The sequence below is a fragment of the Acidimicrobiales bacterium genome, assembly GCA_035531755.1.
In the GTDB taxonomy this organism is placed as follows: Bacteria; Actinomycetota; Acidimicrobiia; order Acidimicrobiales; family UBA8190; genus DATKSK01.
Genome location: DATKSK010000019.1, coordinates 1 through 23704, shown reverse-complemented (window position 1 = coordinate 23704; position 23704 = coordinate 1). Strand labels below are relative to the sequence as shown.

Sequence of the window (23704 nt, the reverse complement as noted above, 5' to 3'; positions counted from 1 at the left end):
CGTGCTCGTGAAGATCTGCGGCATCACGTCCGAGGCCGACGCCCTGCTGGCCGTGGGCCTCGGCGCCGACGCCGTGGGGTTCGTGTTCGCCCCGTCGCCCCGGCAGGTCGCGCCCCAGGCCGTGCGGCGCATCATCGAGCGTGTCCCGCCGGAGATCCTCACCGTCGGGGTCTTCCGCAACGAGGCCCGCACCCGCGTGGTGGACATCGTGAACGGCATCGGCCTGCGCGCCGCCCAGCTCCACGGCGACGAGACGGCCCAGGACACCGCCTGGGTGGCCGAGCGCATCCCCGTGACCATCAAGGCGTTCCCGGTGGGCCACCCCGGCATCGCCCGCATCGACGACTACGGGGTCGACGCCATCCTGGTGGACGCCCTGTCGCCCGGGTCGGGCGAGGTCTTCGACTGGCAGCTGGCGGAGGGCGTGGTCGACCCGGCGCGTCTCATCGTCTCGGGGGGCCTGCGCTCCGACAACGTGGCCGACGCCATCGCCCACCTGCATCCGTTCGGGGTCGACGTGTCGACGGGGGTGGAGTCCGAGCCGGGGCGCAAGGACCCCGGCAAGATGCGCGCCTTCATCGCCGCGGCGCGCGCCGCGGCCGGCGAGGCCACCGGGGGCGACGTCGAGGACGGCGCCCCCGAGGACGACGACACCGGCGACCGCCCCTTCGACTGGCAGGAGGACGAGTGAGCGGCGCACGTGTGGGTGCCATGGGGGAGCCGTCACCGGGAGGCCGCTTCGGCGACTTCGGAGGCCGGTTCGTCCCCGAGTCGCTCGTCCCCGCCTGCATGGAGCTCGAAGCGGCGTTCCGCGCCGCCTGGACCGACCCGGCCTTCCACGCCGAGCTGGGCGCCATCCTGCGCGACTACGGGGGCCGGCCCACGCCCGTCACCGAGTGCGCCCGGCTGTCGGAGCGCCTCGGTGTGCGGGTGCTGCTCAAGCGCGAGGACCTCGCCCACACCGGGTCGCACAAGCTGAACAACGTCATCGGGCAGGCGCTGCTGGCGCGGCGGATGGGCAAGCAGCGCCTCATCGCCGAGACCGGTGCGGGCCAGCACGGCGTGGCCAGCGCCACGGCGGCGGCGCTGTTCGGCATGGACTGCGTCGTCTACATGGGCGAGGTCGACACCGAGCGCCAGGCGCTCAACGTGTTCCGCATGGAGCTGCTCGGCGCCGAGGTGCGGCCGGTGTCCTCGGGCAGCCGCACGCTCAAGGACGCCGTCAACGAGGCCCTGCGCGACTGGGTGGCCAACGTGGAGCACACGCACTACTGCCTCGGGTCGGTGATGGGCCCGCACCCCTATCCGTGGATGGTGCGCGAGCTGCAACGCGTCGTCGGCGACGAGGCCCGCGAGCAGTGCCGGGCGCTGCTCGGAGGTGCGGACCCGGACTGGGTGGTGGCCTGCGTGGGCGGGGGCTCGAACGCGGCGGGCACGTTCGCCGGGTTCGCCGACACCGACGCCGTGCTGGTGGGTGTGGAGGCCGCCGGCGGCGCCGCCATGGGCCGGGGCGTGCCGGGCGTCGTCCACGGCATGAAGAGCTACGTCCTGCAGGACGAGGCGGGGCAGATCCTTGAGGCCCACTCCATCTCGGCGGGCCTCGACTATCCCGGCATCGGCCCCGAGCACGCCCACCTGTCGGCCATCGGCCGGGCCCGCTACGAGCACGCCGGCGACGACGAGGTCCTGGCCGCCTTCGGGCTGCTGGCGCAGACCGAGGGCATCATCCCCGCCCTGGAGCCGGCGCACGCCCTGGCGTGGCTGGTGCGCGAGGCGGGTCGGTCGGTGCCGGCGGGCGCCACCGTGCTCCTCACCCTGTCGGGGCGCGGCGACAAGGACGTCGCCCAGGTGCGCGACATGCTGCGATGAGCGCGCCCGAGGAGATCGGGTCGCTCGAGGCCCATCTGCGGGCGCGCCGGGCCCGGGGGCGCAAGCTCCTCGTCCCCTACGTGACCGGCGGGATGGGACCGGACTGGGCCGAGGCCGTGCTCGCCGTGGCCGACGCCGGCGCTGACGCCGTGGAGATCGGGATCCCCTTTTCGGACCCGATGATCGACGGGCCCGTCATCCAGGAGGCGTCGCTGCGGGCGTTGCAGCGGGGCACCACGCCGTCGTCGGTGCTCGACGTGCTGGCGCGCGCCGACCTCCCCGTGCCGCTGTGCGTGATGACGTACTACAACATCGTGTTCCGCGCCGGCCTGCGCCGCTTCGCCCGCTCGCTGGCCGACGCCGGCATCGCCGGGGCCATCATCCCCGACCTCCCCCTCGAGGAGTCCGGCGAATGGTGCGAGGAGGCTGACGCCGCCGGGGTGGCCACCGTCCTGCTGGTGGCGCCGTCCACGCCCGAGGCCCGGGCCCGGGCCATCTGTGAACGGTCGCGGGGCTTCGTCTACGGCGTCGGGGTCATGGGGGTGACCGGCGAGCGTTCGGAGCTGGCGTCCTCGGCGCGCCACGTGGCCGCCACCGTCCGGCGGCTGACCGAGCGCCCCGTGTGCATCGGCATCGGCGTGTCGAACGCCGCGCAGGCGGCCGAGGCGTGCACCGAGGCCGACGGCGTGGTGGTCGGCTCGGCCCTCGTGCGCCGGCTGCTCGACGGGGCCGGTCCCGACGGCGCGGCCGCGTTCGTGTCGGAGCTGCGCGCCGGTATCGACGCCACCTCCTGACCGCGCGCCCCTCGCTCCGGAGGCGTCGCACCGGCGCCGCCCCGGGAGGGACGTCGGGACGAAATGAATTCGCCACTGCACAGTTTCGCCACAGGAACGGTGCGTACCGTGATCCTCAGGTCGGCGCCGGCCTACCGGCGCCGGAGGAGGAGGCAGACGATGCACGACATGCCGGTGAACCCGCCGGGGGCGCCGTGGGGCACGCCGCCCATGGGGGCCGCACCGACCGGGGGGCCGCCGCCCACGCCACCGTCCCGGCGTCGCCTGCTGAAGGCGGCCGTGGGCATCGGGGCCGCCGCCGGCGTGGCGGTGGGGGCGGGGGCGCTCGCCAATGCCGCCACGAGCTCGAGCGACACGTCCACGTCCACGTCCACGTCCACGTCCACCACCGCCACGGACCCGGGGTCCTCGTCGACCTCCGCGCCGTCGGGCTCGTCGTCGATCACGACGCCACCGGCGGCCGCGCCGAACGCCCCCTTCGGCCCGCGGGGACGCATGGGGCACATGGGCGGGGGACCCTTCGGCGGGGGGATCGGCGGTCCGGTCGTCCACGGTGAGTTCACCGTGAACGGCCCCAACGGCTACGAGACCGTCACCGAGCGCACCGGCACGGTGTCCGGCGTCACCGACACGGCGGGGAGCACCTGGACCCTGACGGTCAAGAGCGCGGACGGCACCTCGGGCACCTTCACCGTCGACGCCGGCACCAGTGTCAACGGTGGCGAGATGGGCATCGGCAGCGTCAAGCAGGGCGACACCGTGCGGGTGGAGGCGATCGTGTCGGGCAGCACCTCGACCGCCAAGCAGGTCGTCGACGAGACGACCCTGCAGGCCAACGCCGGCACCTGGCGGCCGATGGGGCCGCGGGGCGCGGCGGGCGGTCCGTCGTCCTCGACGTCGGCCCAGGCCCCGCCCGTCTAGGCCTCGTCGGTCTCCTCGCCCGGTCTCCTCGCGGGCCCCGCCGGTGCGGGGCCCGTCGGTGAGGGGCTTGCGCCCGACGTGCCCGGGGAACGGCGGCGCCGGCGGCGGCGCCCGCCGCGCTGGTGCTGCTCGAGGCGACGGCGGATGAGCTCGCGGCGCTCCTGCAGCTCGCGGTACGTGAGCGTGTCGACTTCCTCCGACACGCCCAGCGAGGCGCGGATGCCGGCGACGTCGACGCCCGGAATGGTGCCCGGCTCGACGCCCATCTCGAGGGCGATGCGCTCCCCGTGGCGCTCGTGGAAGTACAGCACGACCTTGACGATCTCCCCGATGACGTCCACGTTGGGGGCCATCACCGCCAGGGCGCCGTCGAGGAAGAGCATGTCCTTCACGTAGAGCATGAGCTCCTTGGGCATGCGCGCCCCGTAGCCGAGCAGGCCCTTGGTGATGTCGCGGATCTCGGCGGTGAGCTCCTCGGCGGTGAGCGTGGTGGGGTCGATCGGCGGACGGTCGAGCCCGAGGTCGCGGATCACGGCGTCGATGTCGACGTCGACGGGGAGCGCGCCGAGGTCGCGCATCGCCGCGATCTGGCCGGGGACGTCGTTGGCGGACGCCGCCACCACGAGGCGGAGGAACGCCAGGCGCCTGGCCTCGTCGAACCGCCCGGTGATCCCGAAGTCGAGCAGCGCCACGCGCCCGTCGGGCTGCACGAGGAGGTTTCCCCCGTGCAGGTCGCCGTGGAACACGCCGTAGAGCACCGCACCCTCGAGGAAGGCGATGAGCGCAGCGTGCAGGACGGCCTCGGTGTCGATGCCGGCGGCGCGCATGGCCTCGGCGTCCCCCCAGGCGAAGCCCTCCAGGCGCTCCATCACGAGGACGCGCCGGGTGACGAGCGACGGGTGCGGGCGCGGCACCACGATGGCCTGCTGGCCGGTGTCGGCGAGCACGCGGGCGACGTCGAGCATGTTCTCGGCCTCGAGGCGGAAGTCGAGCTCCTCCACGATCGTCTCGGCGAAGAGCTCGACGAGCGCCGGAGGGTTGGCGAGGGCGGCGACGGGGATCCGCCCCACCAACAGCGGGGCGATCCAGCTCATGGCGGCCAGGTCGTGGCGCACCAGGCGGGCCACGTCGGGCCGCTGCACCTTGACCACCACCGCCTCGCCGGTGTCGAGGGTCGCGGCGTGGACCTGCGCCACCGACGCCGCCGCGATGGGCCGGCGCTCGAAGCTGCTGAAGCGCTGTTCGAGGGGCATGCCCAGTTCCGCCTCGACGATGCGGCGCACGTCGGCGAAGGACTCCGCCGGGACCTGGTCGCGGCACAGGCGGAACTCCGCCACGAGCTCCTCGGGGAACAGTCCCTCGCCCGACGACAGGATCTGCCCGAGCTTGATGTAGGTCGGGCCCAGCCGCTCGAAGGCGCGCCGCAGCCGCCGCGACAGCCCGGCACGCGAGGCATGCCGACCCTGGCGTCGGTCGCGCAGGTACCAGCCCGCCACCGCCGTCCCGAGCAACGCCCCCACCCGCACGACGCGCACACCGGGGGGGAGCCGGCGCCGGCGCGTGAGGCGCGGCGCCTCCGCCCGGGTGCGGGCGCGCAGCGCCGCGATGCCGGTGCGCCACACCAGGTGGTCCGGGTCGACGAGCCACGGTGGGTGCGCGGAGAACGCCCCGACGGCGAGGTCGGCCGGCGCGGGGCCCGGGGGCGGCCCGCCGGCGGTGGGTGTCATCGTGCCGACCGTACCGTGCCCGGCGGGGCCCCCGTTCCGGGCCCCGCCGGCGGGCGCTCAGGCGGGGGGAGGCCCGATGACGAGGCAGCCGTTGTGGCCGCCGAACCCGAACGAGTTCGACAGCGAGGGGGCGGGCTCCCACGGGCGGGCCGAGCCGTGCACCACGTCGAGGTGGATCTCCGGGTCGGTCTGCTCGTGCCCGGCGGTGGGCGGGATCAGGCGGTGGTGGATGGACAGGGTCGTGGCCACCGCCTCGATGGCGCCCGCACCCCCGAGGGCGTGCCCGGTGACGCCCTTCACCGACGTGACCGGAGGTGCGGGGGCCCCGAACACCTTCTCGATGGCCTGGGCCTCGGCCAGGTCGTTGAGCGGCGTCGAGGTGCCGTGGGCATTGATGTGGCCGATCGCCGCCGGAGCGAGCTGGGCGTCGGCCAGGGCCAGCTCCATGCAGGCCGCCGCGCCGTTGCCCCCGGGGGCCGGCGCGGTGATGTGGTGGGCGTCGGCGGTCGACCCCGCGCCGAGGAGCTCGCCGTAGATGCGCGCCCCGCGCCGGCGGGCGTGCTCCAGGTCCTCGAGCACGAGCGCGCCGCCGCCCTCCGCGCAGATGAAGCCGTCGCGGCGCACGTCGAAGGGCCGGGACTTCCCCTCGCTCGACAGCGCGGTCATGTTGGCGAAGGCGGCCAGCCCGACGCCGACCATGGCGGCCTCGGCCCCGCCGCCGACGACGACGTCGCACCGGCCGCTCGCCACCAGGCGGGCGGCGGCGGCCACGGCGTGGGTGCCGGCCGCGCACGCCGTGGTGATGGTCTCGCACGGGCCGTGCCACCCCACTCGCATGGAGATGTTGGCGGCGCCGGCGTTGGCCATCATCATGGGGATCAGGAACGGGGACACCCGGCGGGCGCCCTTGTCGAGGAACACCCCGATCTGCTCCTGGAGGGTCTCCAGGCCGCCCACCCCGGTGCCGAAGATCACACCCGAGCGGTCGGGGTCGGCGTCGATCTCCCCGGCGTCGGCGATCGCCATGTCGGCCACGGCCACCGAGAACTGGGCGAAGCGGTCGACGCGCCGGACCTCCTTGGGGCCGAACCAGGCCGTGGGGTCGAAGTCGGGCACGCGCCGCTCGCCCTCGGGCGCGGGACGCTGCAGGCCCTGCCAGAACGCGTCGAGGCCGATGCCGCAGCAGGCCAGGACGCCCATGCCGGTGATGGCGACACGCCGTCCCTGCAGGGGACCGCCGGGCCCCACCCCGAGGAGCATCAGAGCTTGGCCGAGATCAGGTCGTAGGCCTGGCCGACGGTCTCGATGCCTTCGAGCTCGGACTCGTCGACGGTCACGTTGAAGGCCTCCTCGAGGGCCATGACGAGCTCGACCAGGTCGAGGCTGTCGGCGTCGAGGTCGTCACCGAAGCGCGCCTCGGGGACCACCTTGTCCGCGGGCACCTGCAGGACGTCGATCGCGCACGCCTTGAATTTGTCGAAGGTGGCCTCGTCGCTCACCGCATCCTCCTTGGTCGTGGTGCGCTCCGGTCGCCCGGCGCACCGGCTTGTTCCACCGGCTTGTTCCACCGGCTTGTTCCACCGGCTTGTTCCACCGGCTTGTTCCACCGGCTTGTTCCACCGGCTTGTTCCACCGGCTTGTTCCACCGGCTTGTTCCACCGGCTTGTTCCACCGGTTTCACCGCCGCCCGTGTGGCCGGCGGTCGTGTCACCGCCGGCCCTCGTTCACCGGGGGTGGGCCTGCTCCGGTGCCTGCTCGCACCTCACATCCCCATGCCGAGGCCACCGTCGACCGGGAGCACGGCACCGGTGATGTAGGCGGCGTCGGCCGAGGCGAGGAACGCCACCGCCCCCGCCACCTCCGCGGGCTCCGCCCTGCGGCCCAACGGCACCATCGCCTGGAGCTGATCCACGCGCTGTTCTCCCAGGCCGGCGATCATATCCGTGTCGACCACGCCGGGCGCGACAACGTTCACGGTGATCCCCCGGCTGCCGACCTCGCGCGCCAGCGAGCGGGCCAGGCCGACCAGGCCGGCCTTGGCGGCCCCGTAGTTCACCTGGCCGGGTGAGCCGAGGAAGGCCACCACCGACGACACCAGGACGATGCGCCCCCGGTGGGCCCGCACCATGGGCCCGAGGCCCCGGCGCACCACGCGGTAGACGCCCGACAGGTTGGTGTCGAGCACCTCGTGCCACGCCTCCTCGCCCATGCGCAGCAGGAGGGTGTCCTTGGTCACCCCGGCGTTGGCCACGAGGACCTCGACGGGGCCGAAGGCCTTCTCCACGGCGGTGAACGCCGCGTCCACCTGCTCGGGGGCGCGCACGTCGCATTCGACGGGCAGCAGGTCGACGTCGTCGGGCCCGGTCCCGGCGAGCCCGGCGGGCGGCGCCGTGCGGTAGGTGACGGCGACCCGGTCCCCGAGGGACTGGAAGCGCCGGGCGCAGGCGAGGCCGATGCCGCGCGACCCGCCGGTCACGAGCACCACCCGCCCCGCGCCGGTCCCCCCGGCGCCGCCGCTCACCGGCCACCTCCGGTCGGCCCCGTGGAGCCGGTACCGGTGTCGACGACCCACCGCAGCACCATGCTGGCCCAGGCCATGCCGGCGCCGAACCCCGACAGCAGGACGTTGTCGCCGGGCCGGAGCCGGCCGGCGTCGGCGGCGTCGGCGAGGGCCAGGGGCACCGAGGCGCTCGACGTGTTCCCCGTGCGGTCGAGGACCACGGCCACGCGGTCCATGGGGATGCCCAGGCGCGCCACGGTCGCCTCGATGATGCGCAGGTTGGCCTGGTGGGGGACGAACAACGCCACCTCGTCGGCGGCGATCCCGGCGCCCGCCAGTGCCGCCGATGCCGAGTCGACCGTCACGCGCACGGCCCGCCGGAACACCTCTTTGCCCTCCATGGCGATGGTGCCGCCGTGCGGGCACGTCAGCAGGTCGTACCCGCTGCCGTCGATGCCGAGGTCCACCGACAGCAGGCCGTCGTCGTCGCGGGCTTCGAGCACCACGGCACCGGCGCCGTCGGCGAAGAGGACGGCGGTGGCACGGTCGGTGGGATCGGTGATCCGCGACAGGCAGTCGGCGCCGATGACGAGCGCGTGGGCGGCGCCGGTGGCCCGCAGGGCGCCGTGGGCGGCGACCAGCGCGTAGACGAATCCAGCGCACGCCGCGTTGACGTCGAAGGCCCCGCCCGACAGGCCGAGGGCGTGGTGCACCGTGGCGGAGGTGGCCGGCACCGCCATGTCGGGGGTGGAGGTGGCCAGCACCAGCAGGCCGACGTCGGCCGGCGACACCTCGGCGCGCGCCAGGGCCCGCCGCCCGGCGTCGGCGGCGAGCGACGACACCGTCCCGCCCACGCGCCGCTCGCAGATCCCCGAGCGCTCGACGATCCACTCGGCGGAGGTGTCGAGGCGGGATTCGAGCTCTGCGTTGGTCACCACGGTGTCGGGCAGCGCGGTGCCCCATCCGGTGATGACGGCGCCCCCAGCGGTCGTCACGCGCCCTCCGTCGGGACGCGCAGCCACGCGATGGGCTCGCCTCCCGAGACGCGCTCGCCCGGGTGGGCCAGGAAGCCGACGACGATGCCGGCGAACGGCGTGCGGACCTCGGCGGCGCCCACCGTGCCGAGCAGGTCCCCGACGGCGACCGGGACTCCCTCGTGGCCGGGCTGGGCGGTGCCCGCCGCACCGAGGCCGGCGGGGCCCGGTGCGCCCAGCCCCGCCACGGGCTCGAAGATCCCGGCGGCCGGGGAGATGACGACGCGTTCGGAGGTGTAGAGGTGCTCGCCCTGGTGGGCGGCGGCGTAGGCCTGCCACGTCTCACTGCCGGCGATGGCGTTCACCAGGGTGTCGAGGTCGTCGGGGGTGGCCACCGCGCTGGCGGCGGCACCGGGGAGGGTGCGCCGGGCCAGGCCGGTGAGCACGCCGCCGGGACCCACCTCGACGAAGCGGGTGGCGCCCAGGCCGGCGAGGGTCTCCAGGCTCTGGCGCCACCGCACCGGGCTGCACAACTGGGCGGAGAGAAGCCCCGGCCACTCGTCGGCGGCGCTGTGCGCGCGGGCGTCGACGTTGGCCACCACCGGGATCTCGGGGTCGGAGAACGGCGTGCCCGACAGCGCCTTGCGCAGCCACGCGCGGGCCGGGCTCATGAGCGTGGTGTGGAAGGCGCCCGCCACCGGGAAGGGGATGACCTTGCGGGCGCCGAGCTCCTTGGCGATGGACCCGGCGACCGTCACCGCCTCGGCCGTGCCGGCGATGACGACCTGGCCCGGCGCGTTGTAGTTGGCCACCCACACCTCGCCCTCGGCGCGCTGGCAGGCGGCCTCGGCGGCATCGTCGTCGGCGCCCATCACGGCCGCCATGGTCCCCGGCCGCTCCTGGGCGGCGTGGTGCATGGCCGCGCCGCGCTCGACGACCAGACGCACGCCCTCGTCGAAGCCGAGCGCACCGCTGGCGGCGAGGGCGGTGTACTCGCCGAGGCTGTGCCCGGCGCACAGGGTGGGCTCGATGCCGACGCGCTCGATGGCGTCGAGGACCACCAGGCTCAGCACGAACGTGGCGAGCTGGGCGTTCGCCGTGAGCGTGAGCTCCTCCTGGTCGGCCTCGAGGAGGAGGCGGGCGACGTCCTTGCCGGCGACCGCCGACGCCTCGTCGACGACCTCCCACGACGGGTGCTCGAGCCAGGCGCGACCCATGCCGGGTCGCTGCGAGCCCTGACCCGGGAAGGTGAACGCCAGCACTCGGACTCCTCTTCTCCCGTACCGATCGATCGGGGGCGTGCCCCAGGGTGACACGTCTCGATCGGGGGCGTGCCCCAGGGTGACACGTCCGGGAGGCGCCGGTCACGTTACCGGCAGGTCATCAGCGCCACGTCCGGGTGCGCCCCTCCCACTACCATTCGGCACGCGCCCGAGTGAGGGAATAGGCAGACCTGATGGCCTCAAAAGCCATTGTCCGCAAGGACGTGCGGGTTCGAATCCCGCCTCGGGCACCGGCGGCCGCCGCCCCCGAACGGGTGTTCGGCACGGCGCGCCGAGGGCCCCGGGTGGGATGTGCGTAGAATTCGCCCGCATGCGCAGGTCCCTCGTCGAACGATCGTTGCGTGACGTCCACGGTCGGCTGGTGCGGGTGCGCGAGGAGCTGGCCGTGCTCGACGAGCAGCTGATGGTGCTGAACGACGCGGCCGACGACGCCAGGATCCGCTCGCTCGTGTCCGAGACGCCCCTGGCGGGGCACGACTACACGGACGCCCAGCGCACCGCCGACGCGGCCCAACGGGCGCGCGCCGCGCTGGCGACCACCATCGGCGAGCTGGAACGTCGCCAGGACGAGCTCCTCGGCCAGCTGGCCGTCGAGCCCCGATAGCCGGACCCCCGGGCAAGGAGAGAAACCGCCGCATGGGCAAGCGCGTCGTCATCGCCGAGGACGAGGCCATCATCCGTCTGGACCTGAAGGAGATCCTCGAGGCCGAGGGCTACGAGGTCGTGGGGGAGTCCGGTCGCGGCGACGAGGCCGTGGACCTCGTGGCCGAGCACGAGCCCGACCTCGCCATCCTCGACATCAAGATGCCTGGCATCGACGGCATCGAGGCGGCCCGGCGCATCTCGGCCAACCATCGCGTGGCCGTGCTCATCCTCACCGCCTTCAGCCAGCGCAACCTCATCGAGGAGGCGCGTGACGCGGGCGTGGCCGCCTATCTGGTGAAGCCGTTCCAGCGCGGCGAGCTCGTGCCGGCCATCGAGGTGGCCATGGCGCGCTTCGAGGAGTACCGGGCGATCGAGGACGAGCACGCCCGCCTCTCCCAGGAGGTGGCCACCCTGGAGGAGAAGCTCGAGACCCGCCGGATGGTGGACCGGGCCAAGGGCGTGCTCATGGACCGCAACGGGCTGGCCGAGGCCGAGGCCTTCTCCTTCATCCAGCGCAACGCCATGGACCGCCGTGTCCGGATGCAGCAGGTGGCCCAGGAAGTCATCGACGGGGCCCTGTCGCCCTGACCCCGGACCACCGGCCCGGGCCTGTCGCGCCCTGACCGGGGGCGGGTGACGGCGAGCAGCCGACACCTAGGATGCCGGGCATGGGTGACCGGGGCGCGCTGTACCTGCTCGACGGCAATTCCCTGGTCTTCCGGGCGTTCTTCGCCCTGCCCATCGACCTCGCCACCAAGGCGGGCCAGGTGACCAACGCCGTGCACGGCTTCACGTCGATGCTGGTCATGCTGTTGCGCGACAACCAGCCCGGCGGGATCGCGGTGGCCTTCGACCGCCCCGAGGCCACCTTCCGCGACGAGATCGTGGACGAGTACAAGGGCAACCGGCCCGAGACCCCCGACCTCCTCGTCCCGCAGTTCGGCCTCGTGCGCCAGGTCCTGGGGGCCATGGGCATCGTCATGGTGGAGAAGGCCGGCTTCGAGGCCGACGACGTCCTGGCGACGCTGGCCACCCAGGCGCGCGACGCCGGGCGCGCCGTCGTCGTGGTGAGCGGCGACCGCGACACCTTCCAGCTGGTGGAGGACCCGCACGTCACGGTGATGTACACCCGCCGGGGGATCTCCGACACCGTCGTCTACGACGAGGCGGGCATCGTCGAGCGCACCGGCGTGCCGCCGCGCTCGTACCCCACGCTGGCGTCGCTGCGCGGCGACCCGTCCGACAACCTCCCCGGGGTGCCCGGCGTGGGTGAGAAGACGGCGGCCAAGCTCGTCACGGCGTACGGCGACCTCGACGGCATCTACGCCCATCTGGCCGAGCAGACGCCCAAGCTGCGCCAGAACCTCGCCGAGCACGAGGAGCAGGTGCGGCGCAACGCCCAGGTGATCCCGCTCGTCCGGGACGTGCCGCTCGACGTGGGGATCGACGACTTCGCCCTGGGGCGGTGGGACGCCGACGAGGTCAAGCGGGTGTTCGGCGACCTCGAGCTGAAGTCGCTGTGGCAGCGCCTCGCCCCCCTGATGGGCGGCGACGGCGATGAGGCGTTGCCCCGGGCCCCCGGCGTGCCCGCCCCGCCGGGCGTCGACCTGACCTCGGTGGTGGCCGAGGTGCTGCCGGACGTGCCGGCGGCGGTGGCGGCCCTCTCGGCGTTGGCCGGGGCGCGCCGTCCCGTGGCCCTGGCCCCGGTGTGGTCGGGGCAGGCCGGCCGTTCCCCCCTCGTGGGCATGGCCCTGGACAGCGCGCCCGGGGACGAGGGCTCCGGGGACGTGGGCTCCGGGGACGTGGGCTCCGGGGACGAGGGCTCCGGGGACGCGCCCGCTGCTGCCCGGCCCCTGTGGCTCGACGGCGCCCTGCTCGACGACGACGCCGTGCGTGGCGCCCTCGGTGCCCTTGTCGGGGTGGGCGGCGCCCCCGTGGTGGCCCACGGGTCGAAGGAGCTCATGCGCACGCTGCTCCCGCAGGGCGTCGACCTCACCGGCCTGGAGCTCGACACGGCGGTGGCGGCCTACCTCCTCGACCCGTCCTCGGGCCGCTACCGGCTCGAGGACGTGGTGGACGTGCAGCTGGGCATCGCCCTCGACGCCGGCGTGGCGGCCGAGTCGGCCGGGCGCCTGGCACTCGACGGCGCCGTCGAGGAGGAGCTGTCCACCGCCGCGGGGCGCCACGCCACCGCGCTCGGCCTCCTGCTCGCCCCCATGCGCGCCGCCCTGGCCCGCGCCGGGCTCGTGCGCCTGCACGACGAGGTCGAACGCCCGCTCGTGCGCGTGCTCGCCCGCATGGAGGTGGCGGGGATCCGCGTCGACGCCGAGGAGCTGCGCCGCATCGCCGACGGGCTGGTCGCCGAGTGCGCCCGGCTCGAGGCGCAGATCCACGAGCTGGCGGGGGAGACGTTCAACGTGAACTCCACGCCGCAGCTGCGCGCCGTGCTCTACGACCGTCTGGGCCTCACGCCGGGGCGCAAGACGAAGACGGGCTTCTCGACCGACGCCATCACCCTCGAGAAGCTGCGGGGCCAGCATCCCGTCGTCGACACGCTGCTGCGGTACCGGGAGGTGGAGAAGCTCCGTTCCACCTACGGCGAGAGCCTGCTCGCCGAGGTGGGCGACGACGGCCGCATCCACGCCACGTTCCACCAGACGGTGGCCCGCACCGGCCGGCTGTCGTCGGACCGGCCGAACCTCCACAACATCCCCGTCCGCACCGAGGAGGGGCGGCGTCTGCGCAAGGCGTTCATCCCCGCCGACGGCTGCCGGCTGCTCGTCGCCGACTACGACCAGATCGAGCTGCGCGTCATCGCCCACCTGTCGCACGACCCGGGGCTGGTGACCGCGTTCGCCACGGGGCAGGACATCCACCGCACCACGGCGGCGCGCGTCTTCGGCGTGATGCCCGAGGACGTGACCACGGCCCAGCGCAACCGGGCCAAGATGGTCTCCTACGGGCTGGCCTATGGCATGGAGGCCTACGGGCTGGCCCAGCGCCTGTCGATCGAGCCGTCCGAGGCCCAGGTCATCCTGGACGCCTACTTCGAGGCCTTCCCCGCCGTGCGGGCCTACATGGACACGACCGTGGCCGAGGCGCGCTCGCGCGGGTACACCGAGACGCTCTTCGGCCGGCGCCGGCCGCTGCCGGACCTGCACTCGCCGAACCGCAACCTGCGCATGGCGGCCGAGCGCCAGGCCATGAACGCCGGCATCCAGGGGCTCGCCGCCGACCTGTTCAAGGTGGCCCTGGTGCGCCTCGACGTCGCCTTCGAGGAGAAGCGGCTGGCGGCACGCGTCGTCCTGCAGGTGCACGACGAGGTGCTGGTGGAGGTGCCCGCCGACGAGGAAGCGGTCACCGGGGACCTGGTGCCCACGGTCATGGCCGGTGTCGCCGACGCCGCCGAGCTGGCCGTGCCGCTCGAGGTGTCGGCATCGTGGGGCGCGTCGTGGGCGGACGCCAAGGCCTGATCGCGGACGTGCCCCGATGCGCCACCGGCGCAGCTCAGGACGGTTGTTGCTAGGCTTGTCGACCGGTCGCCGCCGGTGGCCACCCGCACGCCCTCTCGAGGCGTGCGGTGCCCTTTTCCCGAAAGCGAGTTCCGAAGTTCATGCCCGACGACGCTGCCGGTTCCACCGGCACAGTTGACCCGGCGGTGACACCCGCCGCGGCGGCCGGTGAGGTACCCGGCGCCACCGCACTGCTCTCCGGCACCCCCATGGGGTCCTTCGACGAGACCGGGGCCTACGTCCCCCGGGCGATCGTGGAGGACGACCTGGGCGGCGCTTCGCTCGAAGAGGCCATCGACGCCACCATCGTCGACTTCGACGACGGCGACATCGTCGAGGGCAAGGTCGTGAAGATCGACAGGGACGAGGTCCTGCTCGACATCGGCTTCAAGTCCGAGGGCGTCATCCCGTCGCGCGAGCTCTCCATCCGTAACGACATCGACCCCTCGGAGATCGTCAGCCTCGGTGACCACATCGAGGCCCTTGTCCTCCAGAAGGAGGACAAGGAGGGACGCCTCGTCCTGTCCAAGAAGCGCGCCCAGTACGAGCGGGCGTGGGGCACCATCGAAAAGATCAAGGAGTCCGACGGCGTCGTGAAGGGCCCGGTCATCGAAGTGGTCAAGGGCGGCCTGATCGTCGACATCGGCCTGCGCGGCTTCCTGCCGGCGTCGCTCGTCGAGCTGCGGCGCGTCCGCGAGCTCCAGCCCTACGTGGGCCGGGCCATCGAGGCCAAGATCATCGAGCTCGACCGGAACCGCAACAACGTCGTGCTGTCGCGCCGGGCGTGGCTCGAGGAGACCCAGAAGGAGCAGCGCGGCGAGTTCCTCGTGAACCTGAAGCCGGGCGAGCGCCGGCGCGGCACCGTGTCGTCCGTCGTGAACTTCGGCGCCTTCGTCGACCTCGGGGGCATGGACGGTCTGATCCACGTGTCGGAGCTGTCCTGGAAGCACGTCGACCACCCGTCGTCGGTCGTCTCGGTGGGCGACGAGGTCGAGGTCGAGGTGCTCGACGTCGACCTCGACAAGGAGCGCATCAGCCTCTCGCTGAAGGCGACGCAGACCGACCCGTGGCAGGACTTCGCCAACACCCACCAGGTGGGAGAGCTCGTCTACGGCCGGATCACCAAGCTCGTGCCCTTCGGCTCCTTCGTGCAGGTGGGCGACGGCATCGAGGGCCTCGTGCACATCTCGGAGATGGCCGGGCACCACGTCGACCTCCCCGAGCAGGTGGTGACCCCGGGCGAGGAGCTGTGGGTCAAGATCATCGACATCGACCTGCAGCGCCGGCGCATCAGCCTGTCGATCAAGCAGGCGGCCGAGGGCGGCGAGGTCTCCGAGGAGTACCGCGAGGCCTTCGGCGAGCACGCCTACGACGAGCAGGGCAACTACATCGGCTTCGACTACGGCGGGACGGAGTTCACGCCCGAGACCGAGGCCCAGGCGGCCTGGGCGGAGTACGTGGCCGAGCACGGAACCCCGCCCGAGGGCGTGGAGGCCCCGGCCGGCGTCGCCCCTGCGGGGGCTCCGGACGGGCCGGTGGCGGCACCCGCAGGCGAGGCACCCGCAGCCGAAGCCGCGGCACCGGCGGCACCCGCGGCCGAGGCACCCGCGGCCGAGGCACCCGCGGCGCCGGCCGAGCCTGCCGTCGGCGATGCCGGAGGCGACGCCCCGGCCTGATCGGCGCGACGCCGTCGGTTTCGTCGTCGGCAGGCGCGACACCGGCGGTTTCGACGTTGACGGTTCCGTCGCCGGCTGTTCCCGCGGCGGCCCGCGTCGGGACCGGGACCGGCGGGACTACGGGTTGAGCCAGAGCGGGGGCCGCTCGCTCGGCTCGTCGGGCGGGGACGGCGGCACCGCCGACTGGGGTGCCGGCGGCTGCTGCCATGGTGGTGCCACGGCCGGGCTCGGCGGGGGCGGGGGCGGGGGCGGGGGAGCGCTCGGCGTGGCCGCGATCTGCGACGGGGGCCCATCGGCGGCCTGACCCGGGCCCTGCGACCCGAGAGGGAAGTGGCAGGCGACGAAGTGGTCGGGCCCCATGGCGCGCATCTGGGGCTCCTCGTCGGCGCACGTCTGCTGCGCGTACGGGCAGCGGGTGCGGAACCGGCACCCCGAGGGCGGGTTGATCGGCGACGGCAGGTCGCCCGACAAGGGCGCCGCCCCGTTCCTGGCGGAGGCGGGGTCGGGCTCGGGGATCGACGTCAGCAGCGCTTCGGTGTAGGGGTGCTGGGGCCGGTGGTAGAGGGTGTCGGGCGGCGCCACCTCGCACAGCTTGCCGAGGTACATCACCGCCACCCGGTCACTGACGTTCTTGACGACGGCGAGGTCGTGGGCGATGAAGACCATGGTGAGCCCGCGGTCACGCTTCAGGTCGTGGAGCAGGTTGAGTATCTGCGCCTGCACCGACACGTCGAGCGCGGAGACCGGCTCGTCGCAGATGAGGACGGTGGGGTCGAGCATGAGCGACCGCGCGATGCTGACGCGCTGGCACTGGCCGCCCGACATCTCGATGGGCCGCCGACCCCCGGCGCTGTCGGGGTCGATCCCCACGGCGTCGAGCGTGGCGCGCGCCTTCGCCCGGCGCTCCTCCTTGGTGCCGATCCCCCACACCGACAAGGGGTCGATGACGGCGTCGAGGACCCGCCGACGCGGGTTGAGCGACGAGATGGGGTCCTGGAACACCATCTGGACCTTGGTGCGGGCTCGGCGCAGCTCGCGTGCCGACAGCGCCGTGAGATCGGTGCCGTCGAAGGTCACGGTGCCGGAGTCGGGCGTGTGCACGAGGGCCACGGCGCGCCCGGTGGTGGACTTGCCGCACCCGGACTCGCCCACGAGGCCGAGGGTCTCGCCCGGCGCGACGTCGAAGCTGACGTCGGAGACGGCCTGGACGCGGTGCCCCCCCGACCCGAACTCGACCACCAGGTGCTCGGCGCGCAGCAGGACGTCGCCGCCGCGCATGTGGGCGGTGCCGCTCCCGGCCATCAGCGGTCCGTCCCGCTCACGGCCCGCCCCGTCACGCCCTGCCCCGTCATGCCCTGCCCCGTCACGCCCTGCCCCGTCATGCCGGCGCCCGGGCCCCGTCGGGGGCCACCGCCACGTCGCGCACGCGGGTCCCGGTGAAGGCCAGGGCGGCGGGCACCATGGCGGTCACGTTGCGGGCGAGGGCGTCGGCCCCCTCGGGGGACCCCACCGGGTACCAGCACCGGAAGACGTGGTCCTGGCCGGCGGTGCGCAGGGGGGGCTCCTCCGCCCGGCACCGGTCCTGGACGTAGGGGCAGCGAGGGGCGAAGCGGCACCCCTGCGCCTCGGCCGCCAGGTCCGGGGGCCGTCCCGGGATGGCCCGCAGGCGTGTGTGCGAGGGGTCGGCGATGCGGGGGATCGAGCGCATGAGCGCCTCGGTGTAGGGCATGCGGGTGTGGGCGAAGAGCTCCACCGTGGGCGCCCGCTCCACGATGCGCCCGGCGTACATCACGGCGATGTCGTCGGTGCGGTTGGCGACCACGCCGAGGTCGTGGGTGACGAGGATCATGCCCATGTGCCGTTCGCGCTGCTGCGTGGCCAGCAGGTCGAGGATCTGGGCCTGCACGGTGACGTCGAGGCCGGTGGTCGGCTCGTCGGCGAGGAGCAGCTTGGGGCCGCACGCCAGGGAGATGGCGATCATCACGCGCTGGCGCATGCCGCCCGACAGCTCGTGGGGGTAGCTGCGCAGGCGCCGGACCGGGTCGGGGATGCCCACCGACTGCATGAGCGCCACCGCCGTCTCCTGGGCGCCCTTGCGGTCGAGCCCGGCCCGCAGGCGCAGCGACTCGGTGATCTGGCGCCCCACGCGCACGACGGGGTTGAGCGCCGTCATGGGGTCCTGGAAGACCATGGCCACCTGCATGCCCCACACCTCGCGGAGCTCGGCGAGGCTCATGGCCGTGAGGTCGTGGCCCGAGAAGCGCACCGTCCCCGAGCGCTCGACGTTGGCCCCCGGCAGCAGGCCCATGATCGAGCGGCCGAGCACGGTCTTGCCCGAGCCCGACTCGCCCACCACGCCCAGGGTGCGCCCGCGCGCCAGCGTGAACGACACCCCGTCGACGGCGCGCACCACGCCGCGTGCCGTGCGGAACGAGGTGTGGAGGTCCTCGACCTCGAGCAGGGGTCCCTCGAGCGAGGCGACGTCGGGGAAGCTCAGCTGCGGCCGGCGGCGCAGCGACATCACAGCTTCACCTCGCGGATGTCGAAGTACGAGCGCAGCCGGTCGGCCATGAGGTTCAGGGCGGTCAGCAGCAGGAAGATGTAGAGCGACGGCCACAGCGCGATGTACGGGTTGAGCGTCAGGTTGTCGTTGTTCACCCCGGCGTTGATGATGTTGCCGAGCGAGGACGTCGGGAGCGACACCGACAGTCCCAGGAAGGCGAGGGCCCCTTCGAGCACGATGGCGATGGCCACGCCGATGAGCGCGAACGAGGCCGCCGCCGGCAGCGTGTTGGGCAGCAGCTCGCGCAGCAGGATGCGCCGCGTGGTGGCGCCGGTGGCGCGCGCCGCCACCACGAACTCGCGGCCCGCGTAGGACAGGGTGGTGGCCCGCATGACGCGGAACAGCTGGGGGGCGGCCACGATGGCGAAGAGCACGATCAGCTTCAACAGCGAGATGGGCTGCCAGAAGCGCTCGATCACCATGATGGCCAGCAGGGCCGGGAACGCCAGGATCACGAACGACAGGGCGTTGAGCAGGCTGTCGGCGACCCCGCCGCGGTAGCCGGCGAGCAGGCCCAGCGACCCGCCCACGGCGAGGCCGATGGCCACGGGGGCGAACCCGATGACGAGCGACACGCGCGACCCGTAGATGATGCGGGCCAGCAGGTCCCGCCCGAGGTCGTCGGTGCCCAGCAGGTGGTGGACGCTCGGCCCCACGTTGACCGCCGAGTAGTCCTGGAAGTTCGGCGCCTTGAGCGGGAGCACGCCGGCGAGGATGGCCAGCAGGGCCATGAGCGCCACCCAGCCTGCGCACACCCAGAACAGCGCGCCCAACCCCGTGCGCCTGGACGGGGCCGCGCCGGTCGCCCCGGGGATCGCCTCGATGGCGAGGACGCTCTCGGTCCCGGCGTCGGCGGCCACCATCTCACCGGGGGCCGTGGACACGCGCAGGTGTCCGTCAGCCACGCCGCACCCGCGGGTCGAGGAGGGTGAGGAGGAAGTCGACGCCGAAGTTCACGACCACGAACGCCACGGCCGCCACGAGCGCCATGCCCTGCACAACGAGGTAGTCGCGCGCGTAGATCGCCTGCACCAGCTGGTACCCGATCCCCGGCAGCTGGAACAGGACCTCGACCACGAAGGCCCCGGTGAACAGGGTGCCGATGCTGATGCCCGCCCCGGCCAGCAGCGAGAACGACGACGGGCGCAGCACGTGGCGCAGCATGATGTACGGCGTCGACAGGCCCTTGGCGCGGGCCATGGTGACGAAGTCCTCCTGCAGCGTGGAGATGAGATCGGCGCGCAGGAGGCGGTAGTAGACGGCGATGGACCCGATGGCGAGGGTGACCGAGGGGAGGATCACCGACTTCAGGTTGGATCCGAAGCTCTGCGACAGGCGGACGAACCCGGTGGCCGGCACGGCGTGGAGCTCCACGGCGAACAGCAGGACGAGCAGCGGGCCGGCCACGAAGGTGGGCAACGACAGGAAGCCGAAGGTGGTGGTGGTGGCCACCCGGTCGAAGGCCTTGTTGGGCCGGAGCGCCGCCACGAGCGCCAGGGGGACGGCGACCACGAGGGCGATGACCTGCGACACGATGACGAGCTCCAGGTCGATCGGCACCGCCACGCTCAGGGCGTTGCTCACCGTCTGCTTGGTGAGGAACGACACCCCCAGGTTGCCGTGGAAGATGTTCTTCACCCACGTCCAGTACTGCACGACCAGGCTGTGGTTGAGACCCAGCTGCTTCAACAGCGTGGCGCGGGCCGACGGCGTGTCGTTGGGGCCGAGGATGGCGAGCGTCGGGTCGCCGGGCAGGAGGTGGACGAGGAGGAAGGCGGCGACCGAGATGAGGAAGCAGATCACCACCAACTGGAGCAGCCGGGTGCCGACGTAACGGATCATCCCGGGAGTCTCAGGCCGTCCGCCACGTCGAGGTGGGTGTGAAGACGCCCGACGCGAAGCCACGGTCGAGCGAGCCGTCGGGCAGCGTCATGTTGTTGAAGTTGGCGACGGCGGTGGTGCCCGTGAGCGACCACGTCGCCCGCGAGAACCACAGGTAGGGGAGGTCGGCGGCGAGCCGCTCGTCCACGGTCTGGTAGGCGGCGGCCCGCACCGCGGGGTCGGCGCTGGTGCGACCCCGCTGGAGCGCCGCCTCCAGGAGCGGGTCCTTGTTCCGGCTGAAGTTCAGCGAGATCGGCGGGTTCGCCGTGGTGGGGCTCATCCACACGTAGTTGAGGTCGGGGTCCGAGGCCGAGAACTGCTCGTCGGTGTATGCCATGAACTTGCTGGTGACGAGGTTGTCGATGAAGGTCACCTGCTCGACCTGGCCCACGGTGACGTGCACCCCGGCCAGGCTCCACATGTTGGCGATGGCCTGGATGATCTCGAGCAGGCGGGGGTCGGTGACGGTGTCGAGGGTGATGGTGATCGACCCGCCGTGGTTGGGGGCCGCCTGGGCGACGAGCTGCTTCGCCTTGTTCAGGTCGTAGGCGGGGTAGCCGTTGTGCGCCGGGCGGTACGGGGAGCCCGGTGGGAACAGGCTGGTGTTCTGCTGGGTGACGCCGGCCCCGAAGAGCTTCACGATCTGCTCGGTGTCCATGGCGTGGGCGAGGGCCTGGCGGACCATGAGGTCGTTGGTGGGGTCGGCGGCGCAGTTGAGGATGATGAAGTCCATGTCGGTCTGGCCGTGCGCCTGGTTGAGGTCGGCGATCTGCTGGTAGCCGGTGGCGTGGCCGAGGTCCCGGATGACGTGGGGGTCGCGGGTCACCATCAGATCGACCGTGCCCGACCGCAGCGAGGACTCGCGCGACTGGTCCTGGGGGATCGGCTTGTACGTGATGCCGTCGAGGTAGGGAAGCCCGTGGCGCCAGTAGTTGGGGTTGCGGACGGCGGTGAAGTGGTCGTTGGGCTCCCACGACTCGTACATGAACGGCCCCGTCCCGATGGGGTGGGTGGTGTTCGTGGTGGTGAGCTGCGCCATGGCGACGGGGTAGCCGATCTGGGTGGCGAGGTAGTGGGGGAACGCCACCAGCGGCTCGTCCAGGCTGATCGTGACCTCGAGGTCGCCCGTCGCGGTCACGCCGGAGACCGGCGCCAGGGCCTGGGACGTCAGCAGGGAGTGGCGCAACGCCTCGATGTTGGCCACCAGGACGTCGGCGGTGAACGCGGAGCCGTCGTGGAACGACACGTCGGGGCGCAAGGTGATGGTCCACGCCGTCATGTCGGCGTTGGGCGTCACCGCCTTGGCCAGGTAGGGCTTGGCCGTTCCGTCGGCGCCGACGCGCGTCAGGCTGTCGAACACCGTGTTGGCGTAGGTGATCCCGGAGTTGTCGAAGTGGCTGCTCGCCGGGAGGAAGCCGTCGATCTCGGAGTTCAGCCCGACCGTCACCGACCCGCCGCGCCGGGGCGTGCCCGTGCCCACGCCCGGCGTCGACCCGTGCGACCTGGTCGTCGTGGACGTGCCGCAGGCCGACAGCAGCGCCGGGACCCCCACGCCGGCGAGCCCCATGGCGGCTGCCGTCGAGGCGCCCCGTGCCAGAAACGCCCGCCGATCGTACCGATCCGCGGAGTCAGCCATCGGTCCCCCTCGCCCTCGCCTCGCCCTCGCCTCGCAACGGGCGCGCGGCCCGCTGTGTGGCACTCGCGGCGCCATGGTAGACGGCACACTGCCGAACGACGGGGCACACGCCGTCGTTCGGCCTGCTCGGGCCCGCGGCCCGGCTGTGCCCGCGCCGGGGCCTCACCCGGTCGGGGCGACCGGCGTCGTTAGCATGCGGGCATGCGGGCCCCGGGGGCAGACCAGGCGTCGCCGGCCGTGTCCCGGGCCGCCCCGTCCCCGCCGGGCGGCGACTCGGCCGGCGCGCCGTCCGCGTCCGCTGCCGCCGCCGCCCCGGGGACCCGGGGCGGGTCCGCTCGCCCCGGCCTGTGGTGGGGGTTGCGCGCCGCCGTGCTGCCCTGGGTGGTGGCCCGCGTGGTGGTGGTGGCGGCCCTCGTGCTCGCCCGCCAGGTCGTGGACCGCACCCACGCCTCGGCGTCCGCCACGGCGCGCGCCCACCAGGGCCTGCTGGGGTGGGACGCGGGGTGGTACGAGTCCATCGCCCGCCACGGCTACGCCGGCGCGGGCCACGCCGCCCTGCGCTTCTTCCCGGTGGTGCCGCTGCTGGTACGGGCGTTGGCGTCGCTCCCGGGTGTCGGGATCGGGGCCGCCCTGCTCGTGGTGGCCAACGCCTCGGCGCTCGTGGCGGTGGCGCTCCTCGCCGCCCTGGCCCGGCGCGAGACGGGCGACGACGCGCTGGCCCGGCGCGCCGCCTGGCTGGCGTGCCTGGCGCCGCCCGCCTTCACCGCCGTCATGGGGTACGCCGAGGGGACGCTCATGGCCCTCGGCGTGGGGATGCTGCTCGCCCTGCGCGCCCGCGCCTGGTGGTGGGCGGCGGGGCTCGGTCTGGTGGCCGGCGCCACCCGGCCCCTGGGGGTGATGCTGGTCGTGCCGGCGGTCGTCGAGACCGTGCGGGGCCTGCGGGGCGCGCCGGTCGCCGAGCGCGTGGCGCGTGCCGCCGCCGTGGTCGGGCCCGCCGCCGGGCTGGCGGCGTTCCTGGGATGGGTCGGCTGGCGCTACGGCGACGCCCTGGCCCCGCTGCGGGTCCAGCAGCAGGGCACCCTGCGCGGTCGGCTGGCCGACCCGGTGCGGACGCTGGCGCACGACACCTCTCTCCTGGCGCACGGCCGCCACCTGGGGTCCGCGCTGCACCTGCCCTGGGCGCTGCTCGCCCTCGGGCTGGTGGTGGTGGCCCTGCGCCACTGGCCGGCGAGCTTCGGTGCCCTGGCCGCGGCCGTGCTGGTGGTGGCGCTCACGGCCTCGAACCTCGACGGCTTCGAGCGCTACGCCCTGTCGGCGTTCCCGCTCGTGCTCGCGGGGGCGACGGTCACGGCGGGCGAGCGCATGGAGCGCGCCGTGCTCGTCCTGGCCGGCGCCGGCCTCGTGGTCTACGCCGTCCTGGCGTTCACCGACCTGTACGTGCCCTGAGGGCTGCGGCCCTGCCCCGACGTCCGCGGACCGGGGGGACCGGGGGACGGGGGGGCGGGGGGGTACCCGGAGCGGGCCACGGGCGGCGGTATCCTGCCCCGAGACCGGAAGCCGGACGAAGTGGAGCTGGGTGAGGTGACGCAGACGACGGCGTGGCGCGACGACCGGCCGGTGGTGGTGATCGGCGCAGGGCCGGCCGGCCTCACGGCCGCCTACCAGCTCTCCAAGGCGGGGCGCGACGCCATGGTGCTCGAGGCCGACGACGTGGTCGGCGGGA

The 23704-nt window shown here is 73.6% G+C and carries 22 protein-coding genes and 1 tRNA gene; 11 read left to right on the top strand and 12 right to left on the bottom strand.

Annotation, left to right across the window (positions count from 1 at the left end; all coding sequences use genetic code 11):
- Position 1 precedes the first annotated feature (1 nt).
- The 3 genes from VMV22_04205 to trpA are packed head-to-tail and all read left to right on the top strand — an operon-like array spanning position 2 to position 2663.
- Positions 2 to 691, top strand: a complete 690-nt coding sequence (locus VMV22_04205; protein HUY21523.1) for a phosphoribosylanthranilate isomerase — start codon at positions 2 to 4, stop codon at positions 689 to 691.
- Complete coding sequence (gene trpB / locus VMV22_04200) at positions 688 to 1869, top strand: tryptophan synthase subunit beta (protein ID HUY21522.1); 1182 nt, start codon at positions 688 to 690, stop codon at positions 1867 to 1869. Before VMV22_04205 ends, trpB begins: the two co-directional genes overlap by 4 nt.
- A complete protein-coding gene (gene trpA, locus VMV22_04195) occupies positions 1866 to 2663 on the top strand; it encodes a tryptophan synthase subunit alpha (GenBank protein HUY21521.1) in 798 nt (265 codons plus the stop codon). Before trpB ends, trpA begins: the two co-directional genes overlap by 4 nt.
- Positions 2664 to 2794: 131 nt before the next feature.
- Here the strand turns inward: trpA and VMV22_04190 are convergent, their stop codons facing one another.
- Positions 2795 to 3160, bottom strand: a complete 366-nt coding sequence (locus tag VMV22_04190) for a hypothetical protein (GenBank protein ID HUY21520.1) — start codon at positions 3158 to 3160, stop codon at positions 2795 to 2797.
- A gap of 7 nt (positions 3161 to 3167) precedes the next feature.
- Here VMV22_04190 and VMV22_04185 point away from each other — a divergent pair, with 7 nt between their 5' ends.
- The gene (locus tag VMV22_04185; protein HUY21519.1) at positions 3168 to 3584 is read left to right on the top strand and encodes a hypothetical protein; all 417 of its coding nucleotides are present in this window, start codon (positions 3168 to 3170) and stop codon (positions 3582 to 3584) included.
- Here VMV22_04185 and VMV22_04180 read toward each other — a convergent pair.
- The 6 genes from VMV22_04180 to fabD form a co-directional block, all read right to left on the bottom strand.
- Positions 3581 to 5311, bottom strand: a complete 1731-nt coding sequence (locus tag VMV22_04180; protein ID HUY21518.1) for an AarF/UbiB family protein — start codon at positions 5309 to 5311, stop codon at positions 3581 to 3583. The two genes, VMV22_04185 and VMV22_04180, sit on opposite strands and share 4 nt — an antisense overlap.
- A 57-nt stretch (positions 5312 to 5368) precedes the next feature.
- A complete protein-coding gene (locus VMV22_04175) occupies positions 5369 to 6571 on the bottom strand; it encodes a beta-ketoacyl-ACP synthase II (GenBank protein HUY21517.1) in 1203 nt (400 codons plus the stop codon).
- Entirely contained in the window at positions 6571 to 6810 is a 240-nt protein-coding gene (gene acpP, locus VMV22_04170) for an acyl carrier protein (GenBank protein ID HUY21516.1), read from the bottom strand. Before acpP ends, VMV22_04175 begins: the two co-directional genes overlap by 1 nt.
- Before the next feature lie 263 nt (positions 6811 to 7073).
- Positions 7074 to 7832 carry a 3-oxoacyl-ACP reductase FabG gene (gene fabG, locus VMV22_04165; GenBank protein ID HUY21515.1) on the bottom strand — a complete coding sequence of 253 codons (759 nt, stop codon included), beginning with the start codon at positions 7830 to 7832 and terminating at the stop codon, positions 7074 to 7076.
- Positions 7829 to 8806 (bottom strand): beta-ketoacyl-ACP synthase III, encoded by a 978-nt coding sequence (locus VMV22_04160; GenBank protein HUY21514.1) that lies wholly within the window; start codon positions 8804 to 8806, stop codon positions 7829 to 7831. Before VMV22_04160 ends, fabG begins: the two co-directional genes overlap by 4 nt.
- Positions 8803 to 10047, bottom strand: coding sequence for an ACP S-malonyltransferase (gene fabD, locus VMV22_04155; protein ID HUY21513.1), 1245 nt, complete (start codon positions 10045 to 10047; stop codon positions 8803 to 8805). Before fabD ends, VMV22_04160 begins: the two co-directional genes overlap by 4 nt.
- A 167-nt stretch (positions 10048 to 10214) precedes the next feature.
- Here fabD and VMV22_04150 point away from each other — a divergent pair.
- The 5 genes from VMV22_04150 to rpsA all read left to right on the top strand — a co-directional run bounded on the left by VMV22_04150 (position 10215) and on the right by rpsA (position 15901).
- Positions 10215 to 10298, top strand: a tRNA-Leu gene (locus tag VMV22_04150).
- A gap of 80 nt (positions 10299 to 10378) precedes the next feature.
- Positions 10379 to 10672 (top strand): hypothetical protein, encoded by a 294-nt coding sequence (locus VMV22_04145; protein HUY21512.1) that lies wholly within the window; start codon positions 10379 to 10381, stop codon positions 10670 to 10672.
- A 32-nt stretch (positions 10673 to 10704) separates the two neighbouring features.
- Complete coding sequence (locus tag VMV22_04140) at positions 10705 to 11301, top strand: response regulator (GenBank protein ID HUY21511.1); 597 nt, start codon at positions 10705 to 10707, stop codon at positions 11299 to 11301.
- An 80-nt stretch (positions 11302 to 11381) separates the two neighbouring features.
- Entirely contained in the window at positions 11382 to 14186 is a 2805-nt protein-coding gene (polA, locus tag VMV22_04135; GenBank protein HUY21510.1) for a DNA polymerase I, read from the top strand.
- 185 nt (positions 14187 to 14371) lie between these two features.
- The gene (rpsA, locus tag VMV22_04130) at positions 14372 to 15901 is read left to right on the top strand and encodes a 30S ribosomal protein S1 (protein HUY21509.1); all 1530 of its coding nucleotides are present in this window, start codon (positions 14372 to 14374) and stop codon (positions 15899 to 15901) included.
- Positions 15902 to 16018: 117 nt separating this feature from the next.
- Here rpsA and VMV22_04125 read toward each other — a convergent pair whose 3' ends face one another.
- The 5 genes from VMV22_04125 to VMV22_04105 form a co-directional block, all read right to left on the bottom strand.
- A complete protein-coding gene (locus VMV22_04125) occupies positions 16019 to 17203 on the bottom strand; it encodes an ABC transporter ATP-binding protein (GenBank protein ID HUY21508.1) in 1185 nt (394 codons plus the stop codon).
- Between the two features lie 76 nt (positions 17204 to 17279).
- The gene (locus VMV22_04120; protein HUY21507.1) at positions 17280 to 18422 is read right to left on the bottom strand and encodes an ABC transporter ATP-binding protein; all 1143 of its coding nucleotides are present in this window, start codon (positions 18420 to 18422) and stop codon (positions 17280 to 17282) included.
- Entirely contained in the window at positions 18422 to 19369 is a 948-nt protein-coding gene (locus tag VMV22_04115; GenBank protein HUY21506.1) for an ABC transporter permease, read from the bottom strand. The genes VMV22_04120 and VMV22_04115 overlap by 1 nt, the downstream gene beginning before the upstream one ends.
- Positions 19362 to 20306 (bottom strand): ABC transporter permease, encoded by a 945-nt coding sequence (locus VMV22_04110; GenBank protein ID HUY21505.1) that lies wholly within the window; start codon positions 20304 to 20306, stop codon positions 19362 to 19364. The genes VMV22_04115 and VMV22_04110 overlap by 8 nt, the downstream gene beginning before the upstream one ends.
- Positions 20307 to 20316: 10 nt before the next feature.
- Positions 20317 to 21981: an ABC transporter substrate-binding protein gene (locus tag VMV22_04105; GenBank protein ID HUY21504.1), complete on the bottom strand. Its 1665-nt coding sequence runs from the start codon at positions 21979 to 21981 to the stop codon at positions 20317 to 20319.
- Between the two features lie 201 nt (positions 21982 to 22182).
- Here VMV22_04105 and VMV22_04100 point away from each other — a divergent pair, with 201 nt between their 5' ends.
- Both VMV22_04100 and VMV22_04095 read left to right on the top strand, forming a co-directional pair.
- Positions 22183 to 23427 (top strand): hypothetical protein, encoded by a 1245-nt coding sequence (locus VMV22_04100; protein HUY21503.1) that lies wholly within the window; start codon positions 22183 to 22185, stop codon positions 23425 to 23427.
- A gap of 120 nt (positions 23428 to 23547) precedes the next feature.
- Positions 23548 to 23704 (top strand): FAD-dependent oxidoreductase (locus VMV22_04095; protein HUY21502.1); only part of this gene is annotated, 157 nt, incomplete at its 3' end.

Coding starts and splice junctions, on each gene's coding strand:
- VMV22_04120 (HUY21507.1), bottom strand. CDS start 18,422: ATGTCGCTGCGCCGCCGGCCGCAGCTGAGCTTCCCCGACGTCGCCTCG.
- VMV22_04110 (HUY21505.1), bottom strand. CDS start 20,306: ATGATCCGTTACGTCGGCACCCGGCTGCTCCAGTTGGTGGTGATCTGC.
- VMV22_04105 (HUY21504.1), bottom strand. CDS start 21,981: ATGGCTGACTCCGCGGATCGGTACGATCGGCGGGCGTTTCTGGCACGG.
- VMV22_04140 (HUY21511.1), top strand. CDS start 10,705: ATGGGCAAGCGCGTCGTCATCGCCGAGGACGAGGCCATCATCCGTCTG.
- VMV22_04175 (HUY21517.1), bottom strand. CDS start 6,571: ATGCTCCTCGGGGTGGGGCCCGGCGGTCCCCTGCAGGGACGGCGTGTC.
- VMV22_04125 (HUY21508.1), bottom strand. CDS start 17,203: ATGGCCGGGAGCGGCACCGCCCACATGCGCGGCGGCGACGTCCTGCTG.
- trpA (HUY21521.1), top strand. CDS start 1,866: ATGAGCGCGCCCGAGGAGATCGGGTCGCTCGAGGCCCATCTGCGGGCG.
- polA (HUY21510.1), top strand. CDS start 11,382: ATGGGTGACCGGGGCGCGCTGTACCTGCTCGACGGCAATTCCCTGGTC.
- VMV22_04185 (HUY21519.1), top strand. CDS start 3,168: ATGGGCGGGGGACCCTTCGGCGGGGGGATCGGCGGTCCGGTCGTCCAC.
- VMV22_04180 (HUY21518.1), bottom strand. CDS start 5,311: ATGACACCCACCGCCGGCGGGCCGCCCCCGGGCCCCGCGCCGGCCGAC.
- VMV22_04100 (HUY21503.1), top strand. CDS start 22,183: ATGCGGGCCCCGGGGGCAGACCAGGCGTCGCCGGCCGTGTCCCGGGCC.
- VMV22_04145 (HUY21512.1), top strand. CDS start 10,379: ATGCGCAGGTCCCTCGTCGAACGATCGTTGCGTGACGTCCACGGTCGG.
- VMV22_04190 (HUY21520.1), bottom strand. CDS start 3,160: ATGCGTCCCCGCGGGCCGAAGGGGGCGTTCGGCGCGGCCGCCGGTGGC.